Origin of the sequence: Crossiella sp. S99.2 (assembly GCF_023094165.1) — a bacterium.
GTDB lineage: Bacteria > Actinomycetota > Actinomycetes > Mycobacteriales > Pseudonocardiaceae > Crossiella.
The window spans coordinates 70,727-89,491 of record NZ_JALMDK010000007.1 but is presented as its reverse complement, the minus strand read 5'-3'; the positions used below and the strand labels follow the sequence as shown (position 1 = coordinate 89,491).

The 18,765-nt window shown below is 71.2% G+C and carries 13 protein-coding genes and 1 riboswitch; of the genes, 3 read left to right on the top strand and 10 right to left on the bottom strand.

Translation table 11 applies throughout. The features are described from left to right. Nucleotides 1-9: 9 nt before the first annotated feature. On the bottom strand, nt 10-1,305 hold the full coding sequence (gene ectB, locus MZC64_RS26990; RefSeq protein ID WP_247762005.1) for a diaminobutyrate--2-oxoglutarate transaminase: 1,296 nt from the start codon (nt 1,303-1,305) through the stop codon (nt 10-12). Between the two features lie 26 nt (nt 1,306-1,331). After that, nucleotides 1,332-10,718, bottom strand: coding sequence for a non-ribosomal peptide synthetase (locus MZC64_RS26985; RefSeq protein WP_247762007.1), 9,387 nt, complete (start codon nt 10,716-10,718; stop codon nt 1,332-1,334). A 195-nt stretch (nt 10,719-10,913) separates the two neighbouring features. On the opposite strand from MZC64_RS26985, the gene MZC64_RS26980 reads away from it, so the two are divergent. The 3 genes from MZC64_RS26980 to sbnB are packed head-to-tail and all read left to right on the top strand — an operon-like array spanning nt 10,914 to nt 13,146. Next, a complete protein-coding gene (locus MZC64_RS26980; RefSeq protein ID WP_185006352.1) occupies nt 10,914-11,123 on the top strand; it encodes an MbtH family NRPS accessory protein in 210 nt (69 codons plus the stop codon). Nucleotides 11,124-11,128: 5 nt separating this feature from the next. Next, entirely contained in the window at nt 11,129-12,142 is a 1,014-nt protein-coding gene (gene sbnA / locus MZC64_RS26975) for a 2,3-diaminopropionate biosynthesis protein SbnA (RefSeq protein WP_247762008.1), read from the top strand. Beyond that, nucleotides 12,136-13,146 carry a 2,3-diaminopropionate biosynthesis protein SbnB gene (sbnB, locus tag MZC64_RS26970; protein WP_247762010.1) on the top strand — a complete coding sequence of 337 codons (1,011 nt, stop codon included), beginning with the start codon at nt 12,136-12,138 and terminating at the stop codon, nt 13,144-13,146. Before sbnA ends, sbnB begins: the two co-directional genes overlap by 7 nt. A gap of 70 nt (nt 13,147-13,216) precedes the next feature. Here sbnB and MZC64_RS26965 read toward each other — a convergent pair whose 3' ends face one another. From MZC64_RS26965 to MZC64_RS26930, 8 genes are all read right to left on the bottom strand, one after another. Next, nucleotides 13,217-13,834, bottom strand: a complete 618-nt coding sequence (locus tag MZC64_RS26965) for a LuxR C-terminal-related transcriptional regulator (RefSeq protein WP_247762012.1) — start codon at nt 13,832-13,834, stop codon at nt 13,217-13,219. Then, nucleotides 13,831-14,442 (bottom strand): response regulator transcription factor, encoded by a 612-nt coding sequence (locus MZC64_RS26960; protein ID WP_247762013.1) that lies wholly within the window; start codon nt 14,440-14,442, stop codon nt 13,831-13,833. The genes MZC64_RS26965 and MZC64_RS26960 overlap by 4 nt, the downstream gene beginning before the upstream one ends. Before the next feature lie 216 nt (nt 14,443-14,658). Then, nucleotides 14,659-15,678, bottom strand: coding sequence for a LacI family DNA-binding transcriptional regulator (locus tag MZC64_RS26955; RefSeq protein WP_247762015.1), 1,020 nt, complete (start codon nt 15,676-15,678; stop codon nt 14,659-14,661). A gap of 10 nt (nt 15,679-15,688) precedes the next feature. After that, entirely contained in the window at nt 15,689-16,519 is an 831-nt protein-coding gene (locus MZC64_RS26950; RefSeq protein WP_247762017.1) for a class I SAM-dependent methyltransferase, read from the bottom strand. Nucleotides 16,520-16,577: 58 nt separating this feature from the next. Next, the gene (locus MZC64_RS26945; protein WP_247762019.1) at nt 16,578-17,327 is read right to left on the bottom strand and encodes a CbtA family protein; all 750 of its coding nucleotides are present in this window, start codon (nt 17,325-17,327) and stop codon (nt 16,578-16,580) included. 14 nt (nt 17,328-17,341) lie between these two features. Next, complete coding sequence (locus MZC64_RS26940; RefSeq protein WP_185006366.1) at nt 17,342-17,539, bottom strand: CbtB-domain containing protein; 198 nt, start codon at nt 17,537-17,539, stop codon at nt 17,342-17,344. Nucleotides 17,540-17,561: 22 nt separating this feature from the next. Next, nucleotides 17,562-17,740: riboswitch (cobalamin riboswitch) on the bottom strand. 98 nt (nt 17,741-17,838) lie between these two features. Beyond that, complete coding sequence (locus tag MZC64_RS26935) at nt 17,839-18,096, bottom strand: hypothetical protein (RefSeq protein WP_247797754.1); 258 nt, start codon at nt 18,094-18,096, stop codon at nt 17,839-17,841. Between the two features lie 3 nt (nt 18,097-18,099). Continuing rightward, complete coding sequence (locus tag MZC64_RS26930; RefSeq protein WP_247762160.1) at nt 18,100-18,711, bottom strand: TetR/AcrR family transcriptional regulator; 612 nt, start codon at nt 18,709-18,711, stop codon at nt 18,100-18,102. Nucleotides 18,712-18,765 lie beyond the last annotated feature (54 nt).

The following is an 18,765-nucleotide window of genomic DNA, read 5'->3' as shown; positions in this document are numbered from 1 at the left end:
GTTGGCTCCTCACCGGTTCCGGGTGCTGTGCAGGGCGTCGCGGAGCACGTCGAGTCCGCGGTCCAGCCGGGCGATGTCGATGGTCAGCGGCGGCAGCACCTTGATCACCTCGTCGTGGCGGCCGCACAGCTCCACGATCAGGCCGTGCTCGAACGCGTGTCGCTGCACCAGGTCCGCGCGCTCCGGCCCGCCGGCGTTGGCCAGGTCGATGCCCAGGGCCATGCCGCGGCCGCGGGTGACGATCGCCGGATCCAGGAGTTCGGTGCGGAAGCGGTCCAGGCGGCGGGACGCCACGGCCAGGTCGGTGTGGAACTTGGTCTGCCGCCACAGGTCCAGGGCCGCGGTGGCGGCGACGAAGGCGAGCTGGTTGCCGCGGAAGGTGCCGGTGTGCTCACCCGGCTCCCACACGTCCAGGTCGCGGCGGAACAGGGTCAGCGAGAGTGGGAGTCCGTAGCCGCCGATGGACTTGGACACGGTGACCATGTCCGGCACCACCCCGGCGTGCTCGAAGCAGAAGAAGGTGCCGGTGCGGCCGCAGCCCGCCTGGATCTCGTCGAAGATCAGCAGGATGCCGTGCCGTTCGGTGAGCGCGCGCAGCGAGCGCAGCCAGTCCGGGGAGGCCGGGTAGATACCGCCCTCCATCTGCATGGGTTCGACGATCACCGCGGCCGGGATCTCGAAGCCGGAGGACGGGTCGGCGAGCAGGCGCTCCAGGTAGCCGACCGAGTCGAAGATCCCCTGTGGACTGTCCTCATAGGGCACGAAGGTGACGTCGGAGGGCCCGATTCCGCCGGCCCGGCGGGCGCGGCGGCTGCCGGTGACGGCCAGCGAGCCGCGGGACATGCCGTGGTAGGCGCCGGTGAAGGCGACCACGCCGGTGCGGCCGGTGGCCTTGCGGGCCAGTTTGAGCGCGGCCTCGACCGCGTCGGTGCCGGTGGGCCCGCAGAACTGGATCTTGTAGTCCAGGTCGCGCGGACGCAGCACGACCTCGGCGAAGGCGTTGAGGAACTCGCGTTTGGCCACGGTGTGCATGTCCAGGCCGTGCACGATGCCGTCGGCGGCCAGGTACTCGGTGAGGCGGCGCTTGATGAACTCGTTGTTGTGCCCGTAGTTCAGGGTGCCCGCGCCGCAGAAGAAGTCGATGAAGACCCGGCCGTCCTCGCCGTGCAGTTCGGCGCCCTTGGCGCGGTGGAAGACGATCGGGAACTTCCGGCAGTAGCTGCGCACCTCGGATTCGAGGTCCTGGAACACCGAGAAGTCGGTGGCCGCGGTGTGCGTGCCGGGGTGGTGCGCGGTGACGGTCATCGTGCGGTCCTCTCGGGTGGTGGCGGTCAGCGCTCGCCGGGATCAGCCAGGATCGCGGCGACCTCTTCGTCGGAGAGCTGGTTGATCTCCGCCTCGATGGCCTGCTGCACCGCCTCGGCCAGGGTGGCGATGGTGGTGGCCTCGAACAGGCGGCGCAGCGGCAGGTCGATGCCGAAGACCACGTTCAGCCGGGCCAGCACGCGGGTGGCGAGCAGGGAGTGCGCGCCGAGGGCGAACACGTCGTCCTCGACCCCGATCCGGCTCAGGCCGAGCACCTCGCTCCAGATCCCGGACACGATGTGCTCGGTCGGGGTTCTCGGTGCCAGGTAGGGGCTGTCGAGGTCGGGGCGGTCGATCTCGGGTCGCGGCAACGCCTTGCGGTCGACCTTCTTGCTCGGGGTGAGCGGCAGTTCGGGCAGGAAGGTCCACAGGCCGGGCACCATGTACTCGGGCAGCCGTTCCGCCGCGAACGCGCGCAGGTCGGTGATCTCCGGTGTCCGGTCCTGCGGCACCAGGTAGGCGACCAGTCGCCGGTCGCCGGGCTGCACGTCCCTGGCCACCACGACCGCGGCGCGGATCGCCGGATGCTGGGCGAGCACGGCTTCGATCTCGCCCAGTTCAATCCGGAAGCCGCGGAGTTTCACCTGGTGGTCGATGCGGCCGAGGAACTCGATGGTGCCGTCGGGCAGGTAGCGCACCAGGTCGCCGGTGCGGTACAGGCGGTCGCCTGGTTGCGTGCCGAACGGGTCGGGGACGAACTTCTCCGCGGTCAGTTCGGGTCGCCGGTGGTAGCCGCGGGCCAGCCGGACGCCGCCGAGCAGCAGTTCTCCTGGCACGCCAACGGGTACCGGGTCGCCGTGTCTGTCCACAATGTACGCGCTGGTACCGGGAACGGGGCGGCCGATGGGCAGGGCAGCCTCGGCGCGGGCCGCGGCGGGCACGGTGGTGATGGGGTGCAGCAGGCAGGTGACGGTGGCCTCGGTGGGGCCGTAGTTGCACAGGAACCGGCCGGGCAGCCCGGTCGCGGCCCACTGCCGGGCGTCCTCGACGGTGACCACGTCGCTGCCCACATTCATCAGCCGCAGGCCGCGCAGTCGCGGATCGCCGGGCTGGAGGGTGCGCAGGACCTCGCGGTAGTAGGCGGGGGTGATCTCCATGATGGTGATGCCGTGTTCGTGGATCCGGTCGGGCAGTTCGGCCGGGCTCCAGAACAGCGGGTCGGCCACCACGATGCTCGCGCCGACCAGCAGGGTGGCCGCGATCTGGTCCATAGCCACGTCGAAGGTCAGCGCGGACAGCAGTACCACCCGGTCGGTCGGCCGGATGTCGTACTGCTCGGCGATGACCCGGCAGTGGTGGGCGTAGGAGCCGTGTTCGATCAACACACCCTTGGGGCGCCCGGTCGAGCCCGAAGTGAAGATCATGTAGGCCAGGTGGGCCGGGGTGACCAGCGGAGTGAGGTTGGTCGCCGGGCGCTGGGCGATGGCCTGCGCTTCGTCGGACAACCTAACGACCGGTCGGTCGGTGGACAGGCGCCGGTCGCCGGTGGTGATCACCAGGTGTGCGGTGGCGTCGGCGAGCATGAAGGTGAGCCGGTCGGCCGGGTGGTCCGGGTCGATCGGGACGTAGGCGCCGCCGGCCTTGAGCACGGCGAGCAGGGAGATCACCGCGTCCAGGCCACGGTCCAGGCAGACCGCGACGATGGTCTCCGGTCCGACGCCGTGCGCGCGCAGGTGGTGGGCGAGCTGGTTGGCGCGGGCGTTGAGTTCGGCGTAGCTGAGTCGTTCGGGGCCGAAGGAGACCGCTTCGGCGTCCGGGTGCTGCTGCACGCGCTGCTCGAACAGTGCGGGCACGCAGGCCGGGGTTTCCGCGGGGGCTGGCGGGTTCCACTCGTGCCGGAGCTGGCGCTGTTCGGGTTCGGTGAGCATGGCCAGTGCGTCGAGGGGCAGGGCGGGATTGGTGACGGCGTCGTGCAGCAAGTTGAGGTAGTGCCCGGCCATCCGCTGGATGGTGGACTCGTCGAACAGCGCGGTGGCGTACTCGAACAGTCCGGTGAGACTGCCGTCAGCGCGCCGCCCCAGGGACAGGGTGAGGTCGAACTTGGCGGTGCGCCAGGGAGCCTGTACGCGTTCGACGGTCAGGCCGGGCAGGCGGAGTGGAGTGCGCTGGGCCTGTTGCAGCTCGAACATGACCTGGAACAGCGGGTTGCGGGACAGGTCGCGTTCGGGCTGGAGTTCGTCCACCAAGCGCTCGAAGGGCAGGTCCTGGTGCGAAAACGCGCCGATCACGTGCTCGCGGACCTGGTCGATGAGTGCGGCAAAACTGGGGACACCGGTGAGGGATTCACGCAGTACCACCGTGTTGAGGAAGGCGCCGAGCATGTCCTCCACCTCGGCCCTGGTGCGCCCGGCCACCGGGGTGCCGACCGCGACGTCGGACTGGCCGGTGTGCCGGGCGAGCACCAGGTGGAAGGCGGCCAGCAGCACCATGAACGGGGTAGCGCCGTGCGCGCGAGCCAGGGTGTCGACCGCGGTGGTGGTGTCGGCGGGGATCTCGATGGCCAGCAGGTCGCCGCGACTGTCCCTTGTGGACGGCCTTGGCCGGTCGCCGGGGAGTTCGAGCTGGGGCAGGTGGGCGAGGCGGTCGCGCCAGTAGGTCAGGTGGCGTTCGGGTTCGGGGCCGGTGGACCAGTGGTGTTGCCAGGCTGCGAAGTCCGCGTACTGGACGGTGGCTGCGGTGGGCGGGTTGCCGCCGGTGGTGCGGGATTCGTAGTAGTGGCCCAGGTCTCGGGTGAGCACGTCGATGGACCAGGCGTCGACCGCGACGTGGTGGACGGTGAGCGCGATCAGGTGTTCGTCCGGGCGGATGCGGATCAGCAAGGCGCGGAACGGGATTTCCGCATCGAGCGCGAACGGGCGGGCGGTGTCGGCGTGCACCAGGGTTTCGGCCTGGGTGACGGCTTCCTGGTAGGGCAACGTGGTCAGGTCGATCGGGTGCAGGTCGAGGTTGGTGGCCGGGTCAATGACCTGGATCGGATCGCCCAGCGGAGCCAGGTAGCGGGTACGCAGGATCTCGTGCCGGGCCACCACATCGTCCAGGGCGCCGCTGAACGCGGCCAGGTCCAGGGGGCCGCGCAGGCGCAGGACCAGGGGCACCAGGTACTCGGCACTGCCGGGTTCGAGCTGGTCCAGGAACCACATCCGGCGTTGGGCCGAGGAGGGCGGCAGGTCGACGTCCCGGGGCACCCGGACGATCGGGTCGACTCGACTGTCCGATGTGGACACCAGGTCGGCGAGGGCTTCGACGGTGCGGCGGGTGAAGACCTCGGCGACCGGGATGTCCACGCCGAAGGCGGTGCGCAGCCGGAAGACCAGGCGGGTGGCGAGCAGGGAATGACCGCCCAGGGCGAAGAAGTCGTCGGTCGCGCCGATCCTAGGTGAGCCGAGCAGTTCGGCGAACTGGGCGGCGATGGTGACTTCGGCCGGGGTGCGGGGTTCGAGGTGTTCGGTGGTGGTTTCCAGGCCGTCGAGGCCGGGCAGCGCGGCGCGGTCGATCTTGCCGCTGGCGGTGAGCGGCAGGGCGTCCAGGAAACGCAGCACCGCGGGGATCATGGCTTCGGGCAGCCGATCCGCGAGGTGCGCCCGGATCTCGGCCTGGTCGATCTCGGTGCTGGTGACCAGGTGGGCGACCAGGCGCTGGTCGTCGCCGACTGGGTAGACCTCGACCGCGGCGGCGGAGATCGCGGGGTGTTCGCACAGCGCGATCTCGATCTCGCCGGGTTCGATCCGGACGCCGCGCAGTTTGACCTGGCGGTCCAGGCGGCCCAGGTATTCCAGCACGCCGTCCGCGCGCCACCGGGCCAGGTCGCCGGTGCGGTAGAGACGTTCGCCGGGTTGGACTGGGAACGGGTTGGGCGCGAAGCGTTCCGCGGTGAGGTCGCCGCGGTCGTGGTAGCCGCGGGCCAGGTTGACTCCGGCCACGCAGAGTTCGCCGGGCACGCCGATCGGGGCGAGCTGGTTGTCCCGGTCGAGGACCAGGATCCGGGTGTTGTCCAGCGGGCGGCCGATGGCGACGATCTCGTTCGGCTCGTCGCCGGTGTACTGCCAGGCGGTGACGTCGATGGCGCATTCGGTGGGGCCGTAGGTGTTGGTGAGCCGCACCGGGACCTGGTTGAGCAGCTCGTCGCACAGGTCGGCGGGCAGGGGTTCGCCCGCGCAGAACACCAGGCGCAGCGCGGTGCAGTCGGCCAGACCGGGTTGCTGGATCAGGATTCTCAGCACCGAGGGCACCAGTTGGAGCACGGTCACCCGGTGTTCGATCATCGCGGCGACCATGGCGGCCGGGTCGCGGGGCACGCCGTCGGCGGCGACCACCACGGTGCCACCGGAGACCAGTGGGGCCAGGAACTCCCACATCGAGGCGTCGAAGCTGACCGTGGTCTTCTGCAGCACCCGATCGGCCGGGCCGAGGCCGTGTTCGCGCACGGTCCACAGCACCCGGTTGCGGATGGCCTCGTGGCTGATCACCACGCCCTTGGGGCGGCCGGTGGATCCGGAGGTGTAGATGACGTAGGCGGCACCAGCCGGGTCCAGTGTGGACAGTGGCTCGATGCTGGGTTCCGGACCCGGCTCGTCCAGCAGCAACAGCGGGATCCGGGTTTCGGGGAGATCGTCGCGGATCCAGGACTGGCTGATCAGTACCTGGGCGCCACTGTCCCGGAGCACGTGTTCGCGGCGCTGCGGCGGGTGGGCCGGGTCGATCGGAACGTAGGCGGCGCCGGCTTTGAGCACCCCGAGCACGGCGGTGACCAGGTCGGCGTCCCGGCGCAGGGCGACCGCCACCGGGGTTTCCGGGCGGACGCCGAGGGTGCGCAGCTGCCGGGCCAGGCGGTCTGCGCGGGTGTGCAGTTCGGCGTAGGTCAGGCTGGTGTCGCCGAAGATCACCGCGGTGGCGTCCGGGGTGCGCCGGGCCTGGTCGGTGAACAGGTCGGGCAGGGTGGCGGCGGGACGCTGGGTCCAGGCGTCGGTCCAGCCGGTGGTGAGGCGGGAACGTTCGGCGTCGTCCAGGAAATCGGCCTGGTGCAGCGGGTGATCCGGGTCGGCCAGCACGGTGGCGAGCAGGCGGCCGTAGTGCTCGGCCAGACGTTCCACTGTGGACTCATCGAACAGGGCGGTGGCGTACTCGAAGCCACAGCGAAGTGAGCCGTCGGCGCGGTGCAGCACGGAGAGCATCAGGTCGAACTTGGCGATGGGCCAGCTGATCCCGATCTGCTCGACACCCAGTCCGGGCAGGGTGAACGGGGCCGGATTGTCCGGGCGGACCTCGAACATCACCTGGAACAGCGGATTGCGGGACGGATCGCGGTCGGGCGCGAGTTCGGCCACGATCCGCTCGAACGGGATGTCGGCGTGCGCGTAGGCGTCCAGGGCGGTGTCCCGGACCCGGGTGAGCAGGTCGGTGAAGCTTGGGTTGCCGCTGAGATCGCCGCGCAGCACCAGGGTGTTGGCGAAGAACCCGAGCAGCTCGTCCAGTTCGGGGCGGCCGCGGCCGGCGACCGCGGTGCCGACCGGGATGTCCTGGCCGCCGCCGTGCCGGGCGAGCAGGGCCTGGAAGGCGGCCAGCAGCACCATGAACGGGGTCGCACCGTGTTGCCTGGCCAGGGTTTCGGTGGCGCGACCGAGTTCGGCGGGCAGTTCGACGGCCAGCCGGTCGCCACGCCAGTCGCGCACGCGAGGTCGGCGGCGGTCGGTTGGCAGGTCCACAGTGGACAGATTCGCCAGGATCTCGCGCCAGTGGTCGAGGCGGATGGCGAACTCGGGGGTGTCCGCGGTGGTGCGCTGCCAGGTGGCGTAGTCCGCGTACTGCACCGGGGGCGGTGGCGGCGGGGTTTCGCCGTGGTGGCGGGCGGTGTAGAGGCGGTTGAGGTCGGTGGCCAGGACCTCGGCGGACCAACCGTCGGAGCTGATGTGGTGCAGTGTCAGCAGGAACAGGTGGTCGGTGGCGCTGACCCGGATCAGGGTGGCGCGGGCCGGGAGCTGGGTGGCCAGGTCGAAGGGCTGCCGCAGATCGGCGTGCACCAGGTCCAGGGGATCGCCGTCGGTGGTCAAGGTGGTGAACGGGATCCGCGCGGCCGGGTCGATGAGCTGGACCGGTTCGCCGTCCTGTTCGGTGTAGCGGGTACGCAGGATCGCCTGCCGGTCGGCCAAGTCCTGCACGGCGTTGCGCAGGGCGGGTTCGTCGAGTTCGCCGGTCAGGCGCAGGACGAACGGGACCAGATAGTCGGTGCCGCCGGGGGCGAGCCGGTCCAGGAACCACAGGCGCTGCTGGGCGAAGGACAGCGGCAGCGGGCCGTCGTGGGAGACCGGGGTGATCGGCAGCTGACCGGGTCCGGCGGCGGTGATCACCTCGGCCAGGCGGGCCACGGTGCGCGCGGTGAAGACCTCAGCCAGGGGGAGTTCGACGTCGAGTTGGGCGCGCAGCCGGGCGGCGATCCGGGTGGCGAGCAGGGAGTTGCCGCCGAGCAGGAAGAAGTCCTCATGCACACCAACCCGCGGCAGCTCAAGGAATTCGGCCCAGACCGCGGCCACCGCGTGCTCGATCGGAGTGCGCGGGGCAACGTACTCGATGTCGGTGGGTCGGCGATGTGCGGACGGGTCGGGCAGGGCCTTGCGATCGACCTTGCCACTGGCGGTCTTGGGCAACACGGGCAGCACCACGTACTGGGCGGGCACCAGATGTTCGGGCAGGTGCTGACCCAGTTCGGCGCGCAGGCCGGTGACGTCGATGTCCACTGTGGACGCCAGATAGGCGACCAGGTTGCCGCGGTGCGCGACCACGGCAGCCTCCCGGATGTCCGGGTGCGTGGTCAGCGCGGCCTCGACCTCGCCGGGTTCGATCCGGAACCCGCGGATCTTGACCTGGGTGTCCACTCTGGACACGAACTCCAATTCGCCGTCGGCCCGGTGTCGCACCAGGTCGCCGCTGCGGTACAGCCGGGCGCCCGAGGTGAACGGGTCGGGCACGAACTTGGCCGCGGTGAGCGCGCTCTGGTTGTGGTAGCCACGGGCGACCTGGTCGCCGCCGATGTACAGCTCCCCCACCGCACCTGGCAGCACCGGCCGCAGCTCGGTGTCGAGGACGTACATGGTGGTGTTGGCGATCGGCGCGCCGATCGGCAGCGGGCCGGGATCGAGTTCACCGGCCCGGCGGATGAGCACCGAGCAGCCGACGGTGGTTTCGGTGGGGCCGTATTCGTTGAACACCACGGTGTCCGGGGCGTGCCGTCGCCACGGGTCCAGCAGCGCGCCGGTGAGCAGCTCACCGCCGGCGACCACGTGCGGAGCGCCGGTGCGCAGGGCGCGCGGGGAGAGTTCCTGGCCGAGCACACCGACGTGTGTGGGGGTGAGCTTGAGCAGGTCAAAAGTGTTGTGCTCCAAGGCATGCACCAGCGCGTCGAGGCCGGGTGAGCCGTCGTCGGCGGTGAGGGTGACCGGGACGCCGGTGAGCAGCGCGGGGTAGAGCGAGGTGACCGGCAGGTCGAAGGCGACCGAGGAGTAGAGCGCGGTGCCGTGGGTGTGGCTGCCGTAGGCGGTGGCCGCCCAGCTGACGTAGTTGACCAGGTTGCGGTGGGTGATGGTGACACCCTTGGGTTTCCCGGTGGAGCCGGAGGTGAAGATCACGTAGGCGGCGTTGTCCGGATGGGCGACCTGGACCGGGGGTTCCGTGGCGAGTTCGACTTCGGCACTGATCTCGTTGACCAGCAAAGCCACCCCGGCCTCGGTGAGCAGATCCACGCGCCGGGCTGGTGGGTCGGCCGGGTTGAGCGGTAGATAGGCCCCGCCCGCCTTCAACACCCCGAGCAGCGCCACCACCAGGTCGAAGCCGCGCGGCAGGCACACCCCGACCAGCGACTCCGGCCCGATCCCCTTGCCCCGCAGCAGGTGTGCGAACCCGTTGGCACGCTGGTCCAGCTCACGGAAGCTCAGCTCCCCGTCCGGACCGCGCAGCGCGATCGCATCCGGGGTGCGCTTGGCCTGGGCCGCGAACAGCTCGTGCAGGCACTCGCCGGGCAACGCGGTGGCGGTGTCGTTGTACTTGGCGATCAGGTCGCGGCGGTCCTCGGCGGAGATGAGTTCGATCTCGGCCACCGGGGTGTCCGGTGTGGACAGTGCGGTGCGCAGCAGCTGTTGGTAGCCCTCGGCGATCCGGCGCACGGTGGTCTCGTCGAACAACGCGGTGGCGTACTGCAGCCGGGCAGCCAGGGTGCCATCGGCGCGGATGTCCATATCCAGCAGCAGATCGAACGGGGTGCCCAGCAGCGGGGTCGGCACCAGATCGGTGTCCAGGCCGGGCAGGGTGATCGGCTCGGCCACCGCGTTGCGCAACGAGAAGGAGACCTGGAACAGCGGGTTGCGGGACAGGTCGCGGTCCGGGGCCAGCTCCGCCACGATCCGCTCGAACGGCAGGTCGGCGTGCGAGAACGCGGCCAGCGCGGTGGCCCGCACCCGGTCCACCAGTTCACTGAAGGCAGGTCGGCCGGAGACGTCGCCGCGCAGCACCAGGGTGTTGGCGAACAGGCCGATCAGCGGTTCGGCCTCGGTGCGGGTGCGACCGGCGACCGGGGTGCCCACGGCGAGGTCGGTCTGCCCGGTGTAGCGGGCCAGCAACGCCTCGAAAGCGGCCAGCAGCACCATGAACCGGGTGGCGCGGCGGCTCCTGGCGTAGGCGTCGACCTGGGCGACCAGCTCCGGTGGCAGCTGGAACCGGACCACATCGCCCGCGCCGTCCCAGACAGTGGGGCGCGGCCGGTCGGTGGGCAGTTCCAGCGGGGTCAGGCCGTCGAGGCTGGTGCGCCAGAAGTCGAGCTGCTTACTCAACCGGTCCCCGGTGAGTCGCTCGCGCTGCCAGGCGGCGAAGTCCGCGTACTGCAAGGACAACTCGGGCAACTCGGCAGCGGGGCCGCCGGTGCGCTCGTGGTATCCGGCGGCCAGCTCACGGGCCAGCACACCCCAGGACCAGCCGTCGAAGGCGATGTGGTGCACCACGAACAGCAGCAGATGCTCGTCCTCGGCCAGGCGCACCAGGGTCAGTCGCAGTGGCGGCGCGGTGCTCAGGTCGATCGGGCGGCGCAACTCCAGTTCGACCAGCTCGGCCAGTCGTGCTTCCACCTCCGGCGACCCGCTCAGGTCATGCCAGCTCGGCACACTGTCCACTTCGGACTCAACGATCTGCCCGGCCGTGGTGTAGCGGGTACGCAGGATCTCGTGCCGCGCGATGATCCCGTGGAACGCCCCGGTCAGCGCGGACACATCCAGGTCGCCCTGCACCCGCAGCGCCAGTGGCAGCAGGTAGTCCGGCGCGCCGGGACGGAGCTGGTCGAGGAACAACAGCCGTTGCTGTGCGAACGACGTCACCCTGGCACCGCTGTCCACCGGTCACCTCCACCTGCTTGGCCCTGGTCCACCGAAGAGTGCGGCCGGCACCCCCTGTCTCGCCAGGGAAGGAACAGCAGCGCTCGACCGCCACTGCCGGTGCGCGTTTGTCCCTATGGCCCACCACCGGTGCCGGGGGACGCTCGGCGGGCCAGTACACCGACCCGGGAGGACGGCATGACCGAGGAGAACGACGAGGCCGTGTACCGCGTCGTGCGCAACGACGAGGAGCAGTACTCGATCTGGCGGGCCGACCGGGAACTGCCGCTCGGCTGGCACGCCGAGGGCACCGAGGGATCCCGGCAGGACTGCCTGGACCACATCGGCCGGGTGTGGACCGACATGCGCCCGCTGAGCCTGCGCCGCCGCATGGAACAGGTGAGCTGACCGGCATGAGCGGCTACGGCGCCGGTTCGGCCGGGGTGCTCGGCACGATCGGCGGGACCCCGCTGGTCGAGCTGACCAGGTTGTTGCCCGGCAGCGGGTTCCGGGTGCACGCGAAGCTGGAGGCGGCCAATCCCGGTGGCAGCATCAAGGATCGGTCCGCGTACGCGATGCTGACCGAGGCGGTGCGCACCGGCGCGGTCGTGCCCGGCCGGTCGGTGGTGGTGGAGTCCAGTTCCGGCAACCTCGGCATCGGACTCGCCCAGGTGTGCCGGATCCTGGAGCTGCGCTTCATTTGTGTGGTGGACCCGCGCACCAACCCGCAGAACATCGCGATCATGCGGGCCTACGGCGCCGAGGTGCACACCGTCACCGACCGCGATCCGGCCACCGGCGAGTACCTGCCGATGCGCAGGCGCCGGGTGCGGGAACTGCTGGCCACGCTGCCGGATGCGTACTGCCCCAACCAGTACGGCAACCCCCGCAACGCCTGGGCGCACCGCGGCACCATGCGCGAGATCGTCGAGGCGCTGGACGGCGAGCTGGATTTCCTGCTGTGCACGGTGAGTTCGGCCGGGACGTTGCGCGGGTGCGCGGAGTACGCGCGGGAGCACGGGCTGGGGGTGCGGATCATCGCGGTGGACGCGGAAAGCAGCGCGATCTTCCACACCCCGGTGGGCAACCGGCTGATTCCCGGGCACGGCGCGGCGGTGCGGCCGGAGTTGTTCCGGCCGGGGCTGGCCGATGAGGTGGTGCACGTCAACGACCTGGACTGCGTGGTCGGCTGCCGCAGGCTCGCGGTGCGGGAGGCGATCCTGGCCGGCGGGTCCTCCGGCGCGGTGGTCTCGGCGCTGCACCGGCTGCGGGAGCGGATCCCGGCCGGGGCGAACTGCGCGCTGATCCTGCCCGACCGCGGCGAGCGGTACCTCGACACGATCTACGACGACGACTGGGTCGCGGCCCAGTTCGGCGACGTCACCGAACTGTGGAAGGACGACGCGATGGAGGTGGCCAGGTGCTGATCCTCGGCAACGACACGGTCCGGCGGGTGCTGGACGGGCGGGAGCTGGAGGTGCTGGCCGCGGTGCGGCAGGCCTACGTGCAGCACGCGCGGGGCGAGACCGCGTTGCCGCACTCGGTGTTCCTGCGTTTCCCGGACGACACCCGCAACCGGATCATCGGGCTGCCCGCCTATCTCGGTGGCGCGCAGGCGGTCGCCGGGATGAAGTGGATCGCCAGCTTCCCCGGCAACGTCGCCCTCGGCCTGCAGCGGGCCTCGGCCGCGATCGTGCTGAACTCCATGCGCACCGGCAATCCCGTTGCGCTGCTGGAGGGTTCGACCATCTCGGCCCGGCGCACCGCGGCCAGCGCGGCCCTGGCCGCGGCGACTTTGCCCGGCGCCACACCGGATTCCGGGGTCACCCTGATCGGCTGCGGGGTGATCAACCGGGAGGTGCTGCGGTTCCTCCGGGTGGTGCGGCCCGAACTGCGCGCGGTGACCGTGTTCGACCTGGACCGCGAGCGGGCGGCGGCCTTCGCCACCTGCGCCGACCCGGAGCTGACCGTCACCGTGGCCACCGACCTCGACCAGGCCCTGGCCGCGAACCTGCTGATCTCCTTCGCCACCACCGCTTCCGTGCCGCACGTGGACCTCAGCGCCTGCCGGCCCGGCACGCTGGTGCTCGGCCTGTCCCTGCGCGATGTCACCATCGACGGGGTCCTGGGCGCGGTGAACATCGTCGACGACCACGACCACGTGTGCCGCGCGGCCACCTCGTTGCACCTGGCCGAACAGCACCTGGGCCACCGCGAGTTCATCACCGGCGCGCTCGGCGACCTGCTCGACACCGGCACCGACCACCGGCGGGACCCGCACCGGGTGACCCTGTTCTCCCCCTTCGGTCTCGGCGTGCTCGACCTGGCCGTGTCCGCGCTGGTGCTGCGGGTCGCGCGGGAGTCCGGGCTCGGGGTGGAACTCACCGACTTCCTACCCGCCGAGGAGGCCGCCTTGAGTTCCACCGGCTGATCGCCTGCCGCACGAAGGCCCCGTCGCGACGACGGGGCCTTTTCCTTGTGTGGCAGTGACTATCCGGAGATCAGATCAGTCCGGCGCGGACCGCGCGGGCCACCGCGTGCGAGCGGTTGCGCACCTGGAGCCGGGCCATCAGCTCGTAGATCACGTTCTTCACGGTGTGCCCGGAACAGGACAGCGAACGGGCGATCGCGGCGTTGCCGTGCCCGTCGGCCATCAAGGTCAGCACCGCGGTCTGCCGCGCGGTGAGTGTGCGGGGCGCGGTGACCACCGCGGTCTCCGGCCCGGACAGCAGCCGGGCCAGCACCTCCGAGGGCAACCGGCCGTCGCCGTGCCGGGCCGAGTGCACCGCGGCGACCAACTGGTCGGTAGTGGTGCGCCGGGCGTGCAACAGCACGCTGACCCCAGTGCGCACCGCGCGCAGCACACCCGCGGGGGCGAAGGTGTCGGCCAGCACCATCAACCGCCGGGCCCGCCCGGACTCGGCAGCTGTCAGTGCCTGCTCCGGCGTGGCGAGGGCGGCGTCCAGTGCCTCCTCCACCGTGCCGCCCGCCGCCAGGGTCACCGTCGCCTCCGCCGGGTCGACCGCGATACCCGCGCGGGCCAACAACTCCAGCGCCCCGGCCCGGACCATCGCGTCGGTCGCGTCCAGCCGCACCCGCAACTGCGCCACCGCGGTCACAGCAGACCCGCCCGCAACGCGTAGGCCACCGCGTGCGCGCGGTTGCGCAGCCGGAACCGGTGCGTGATGTCGTGCACCACGCTGACCACGGTCCGCGGCGAGTAGCACAGTTCCTGGGCGATCTCCCCGGTCTCCCGCCCGTCCGCGACCAGCCGCAGCACCTCGCGTTCCCGCTCGTTCAGCGTCACCCCGCCGACGCCGGCCCGCGCGACCGGCCGGGCGCGGTGCTCCAGCAGCGAGTCGAGCAGATCCGGCGGCACCGTGCAGTCACCGCCCGCGGCGGCCAGCACGGTGCGGGCCAGCCGGTCCGCACTGGCCTCCCGGCGGCGCAGCAGGCCACGGGCGCCCGCGGCGATGGCGTGCAGGGCCTCCGCGGGTTGCAGATCGGTGGCCACCAGCACCACCTCCGGCCGGTCCGGGCCGTTCCTGGTCTCCCGCACCAGGTCCAGCACGGCCTCGGCCACCGCGTCCACGATCACCACGGTCACCTCCGCGGCCTCGGCCGGGCCCGCCACGGCCACATCCGGGCAACTGTGCAATGCACCGGTCGCGCCGGCTTCCAGCATTGGGTCCATCGCGACGACGCTGACCCGCACCGGCTCACCCATCCGGTCCCTCCTCGGTCGTGTTGCCTCCTGTTGACAAGCCAATACGTGCCCGACCGACGGCACATCGGGTTCGACCACCCACATTTCCGCCACCCACGCACCGGACCACCCACAATCTCCCCCTACCGACCGGTCGGTAGGCGAACATGCCTCCCCCCGACGGGGATCACGCGGTCAGCGTGGCCAGGCGGTCCGGGGACGTCGAGCTGAAGACGATCAACGCCGGACCGGGGCGGCCACCGTGCCGCCCTCATGCAGCGCACAGGGCAGCAACACGTGTCGGCCCGAGTCCGGACTCCGGCCCGCCAGCAGCTCGACCAGCATCCGCACCGCGGCGGCGCCCATCTCCTCACGCGGGATGCGGAACATCGACCAGTCCACCGCCGAGCCCCCGCCACCCTGACTGGGATCGTTGTCCCCCAACAGAATCAACGACAGGTCACCCGGCAGGCTCAACCCCGCCGCGGTGGCCTGCGCGTACAACCCCTCGGCCATCGCGGTGGTCTCGACCAGCACCCCGGTCACCTGCTCGGCGGCCAGCGCGTGCCACACCTCCGCCGGATCCTCCTGGTGCAGTACCAGGGGTGTGCGCCGGTGGCGACGGGCGGCCAGCTCGTGGCCGCGCCGCCGGTCCACGGTGGGTTCGTGGTCCCCGGCCACGCCCAGCAGGGCGATCCGCCGATGACCCAGCCGCCACAGCCAGTCATAGCACTGCCTGGTCGCCTCGACGTAGTCCGCGCCGACGTAGTCGATCGGCCCAGCCGGGGACTCGCGGCGGCCGATGAAGACGAACGGGAACCGCTCCCGCACCAGCCGGGCCAGGTCGGCCGGATCGTTGTGCCGCCCCAGCAGGATGCTGCCGTCGGCGATGCCCAGCCGGTTGGTCCCGTTCTCATACACCTGGCGGCGGCCGGCACGACGCCCGGAACTGGTGAACAGCAACAGGTCGTAGCCCTGGGCCTCGGCCTCCGCCTCGATGCCGAGCAGGATCGGGCGGTAGAAGTCGGCGGGGAAGACCGACTCGTAGCTGAACACGCCGAGGATGTTGTTCCCCTTGCCGCGCAACCGCCTGCCCATGATGTCCACGGTGTACCCGGTGCCGCGCAACGCCTGCTCCACCCGGGCCCGGGTCTCCGGCGCGATCGGCACCCCGCTGGATCCGTTGAGCACCAGCGAGACCATCGCCTGCGACACACCGGCGATCCGCGCGACCTCGGCTTGGGTGACCCGCTTCATGCCCAGCCCCTCAGTCCGCCCGGCCCGGCCAGGTCAGGGTCGCCAGCTCACGGCCGGAGGAGCCCAGATCCGGTGGCAGCTCAGGGTTGTGGCCGTGCTCCCGCAGCACCCGGTCGACCTCGGCGGCGGACTCCGGTGGCAGGCACAGGCGGCGGCGAGTGGTCTCGACCAGCTCGGCGAAGTCCCGGTGCTCGGGTTCCGGCGGTCGCCGCCAGCGGGTGAGGTGGGGGTGCACGCCGAGTTCGCCCAGTGCGGCGATCAGGTCATCGACGGTGGGACCCTCGGGGCGGGTGATGCCGTGAAAGTGTTGCCACAGCGGATTGAGGTCGATCAGCGGGTGCCGGGCCGCGGTCTCCAGCACCACGCTGCGCCGCGCGGCCGCGGTGAGGGCGGCGACGAACGGGGCGAGGTCGGGCACGTTGTACACCACGTTGCCGCACACCACGACATCGGCGACCCCGGCTCGTGTGGCCAGGTCCGGCCAGCGGCCGCGCAGTCCGCGGGTGGGTACACCGAGGGCCTCCGCGCCCTCGACGCAGGCGGCGAGCAGGTCGGCGTCGGCGTCCACCGCGGTGAACTCGGTGACCAGCCCGGCGGCCAGCAGTGGCAGGCTGCTCGCCCCGGCCCCGGCGCCGATGTCCAGCAGCGAACCGGATTCGTCCAGTTCCACCCGGGCCCGGTCCAAGGTGGCCCCGGTGGGCGCGGCGAGCTGGGCGGCGGCGCGGCGGCGGAACACCTGACGCGGCAACACCCACGGCGATTCGGCGGCCCCGGCCAGCACGTGCGCCGGGATGGCCCAGTCGGCGAGCTGCCGGGCCCAGCGTTCCTGTGCGGTGCTCACCTGGCCAGCATAGGGCCGGGCCGCGGGCTCCTCGCCCCGCGGCCCCGGCCCGTTGATGCTATGCGGCCAGCGCGGGCGTGTCAGCCTTGCGCTGCTGACGCTCCAGCAGCAGGCCGAACACGCTGGCCAGCACCGTCCACAGGGTGGCCAGCTGGAGCAGCGAGTACAGCCGGAACTGCCAGAGCAGCGGGGCCGGGATGTCCGCCGGAATCGGATCGTTGTTGGCGGGCAACAGGAAAACCACCAGCGCCAGCAGGACCACAGTGGACAGTCCGGTCAGCACCAGCCGGACCGAGCGGTCCACGCCCTTGCCCGCCAGGAACCGGTTGAACCACGGCGCGAGGTTGGCCAGCACCAGCCCCGCGACGATGACCGCCAGGTACAGCAGCGTGCGTTCCTCCACAGTGGACGGATCGCCGACGCCGGGCGGGTTGGCCGGATACTTCAGGCCGGGCAGCAAGGAGATCGTCAGGAACCCGACGCCGCCCAGCAGCACCGCGCGGTCCAGGTCGGCCCGGCCGGGCAGCCGGTGGCGCAGCCGCGCGAAGGCGACCGCGAACACCAGGCCGATGGACAGCCCGATCACCACGGTGGCCAGCAGTCCGCCGACGAGCTGGGTGCCCCGGTCGAACAGTTCCTCGTGGTGATCGCCCGCCGCGGGGTCGGCCGGGCGGGCCTCCTCCACAGCGAGCGCCGCTTCCAGCGGGATCTCGGTCAGGAAGTACTGCACCGCGGCGCCGGCCAGCCCGGCGACCACGCCGGCCAGGGCGCCGCGGAGCAGCGTGGACCCAAAGGTGGGAGTAGTCATCTATGCGGCCCCGTTCAGTGGCACGGAACGCCGAGCGCGTGCCGCCCGTCGTGGGCGAACTCGTGGATCAGCTCGGAGCTGTGCGCCAGCAACAGGCCGTTCTCCTGCAACAGCACGTACAGCACGATCAGCGCGGCGGCGGCGACCAGCCAGGACCAGGCTGGCACCGCGATGGCGGTCGGACGATCGGGGGACGCGGCAGATGCCGACATGTTCTCCTCCATGCCTCGTGGACGGTTCCGTACGCGCCGCAGCCGGTCTCCTGGCTCCCGGATCGTGGCCACGTCTCAGGCCTTCCCAGACGGCGGAACCGCCCAGTGACACTGTTCGAGACGGGACTTCCCCGGTCACAGTGGCGAGGACCACGCCGGATTCACACCGGCTTCCCGAACACTGCGGCTCAGTGACCGTAAGCCACCTGCCAGCAACGCAGCCAGCTCTGAATGGGTCATCAGGATCACAATCCGGTGGCGATCCGGCATAGCGCGGAACTTTCGTCGCGTTCCTGCGTTCAGCTGCTGGGATCCGGTGCCGGATCGTTGCGCAGCCTGCGGTAGAGGTGGCCGTCGCGCCACTGTTCGGTCTGGTGCTCCGGGTGGCGACGGCCACGGCCGGCACCGCGCGCGTCCCAGGCGAGGAATCCTGTTGCCACGCCGTCGATCTCGCGGGAACCGGGCCAGTCCGGGCCGACCAGCCAGGGTTCGGTGGCGAACCGGCGGAACAGGGCCAGGTCCGGCTCGGTCACCGGAGGCAACACGGGCACGGGCATGGCTCAGACGTCCGCGGCGATCCGGGTCAGCAGTTCGGCGGTGACGGGGTCGCGGGTGGCGGTGGCCGCGGTCATCGCGGCGAGCTGGTCGATCAGCCAGTCGATCAGCTCTTCGCGGCCGTGATTGCGTTCCTGCAACCAGATCAGCAGGGTGCCCTCGACCACCGCGACCCAGCAGCGCAGGGTCAGCAGCATGAACGGGCTCGGCTCGGTGACCCCGGTGACGGTGAGGATCTCCCGCACCGCCACGTGCCGGACCTCGTCGATGAGCGTGTCGGTGTCCTGGGTGGCGACCACGGATCCGCTGCGCAGCAACGCGATGTAGGCGGTGGCGTAGGTGTCGGCGACGTCGACGAACACGCCGAGGGAGCCCCGGAGCTGGTCGATCAGGGTGCCGGGCTCGCGCCGGGTCAGCCGGTCCACCAGCTCGTCCACCGCGGTGCGCAGCGCGGCCACGTGCACCTCGCGCAGGCTGCCGAAGTAGCGGTAGAACAGCGCTCTGGACACGTCGGCGTGGGTGATGATGTCCTCGATCGACACCAGTTCCGGCGCCCGGCTGCTGTACAGCTCCAGGGCCGCGCCGATGAGGTCCTCGCGGCGTTCGGCCGGGGACATCCGGCGTTTGCGCCGGGGCGGGCTGCTCGTCTCGGTCAGTTCAGTCATGTCCGG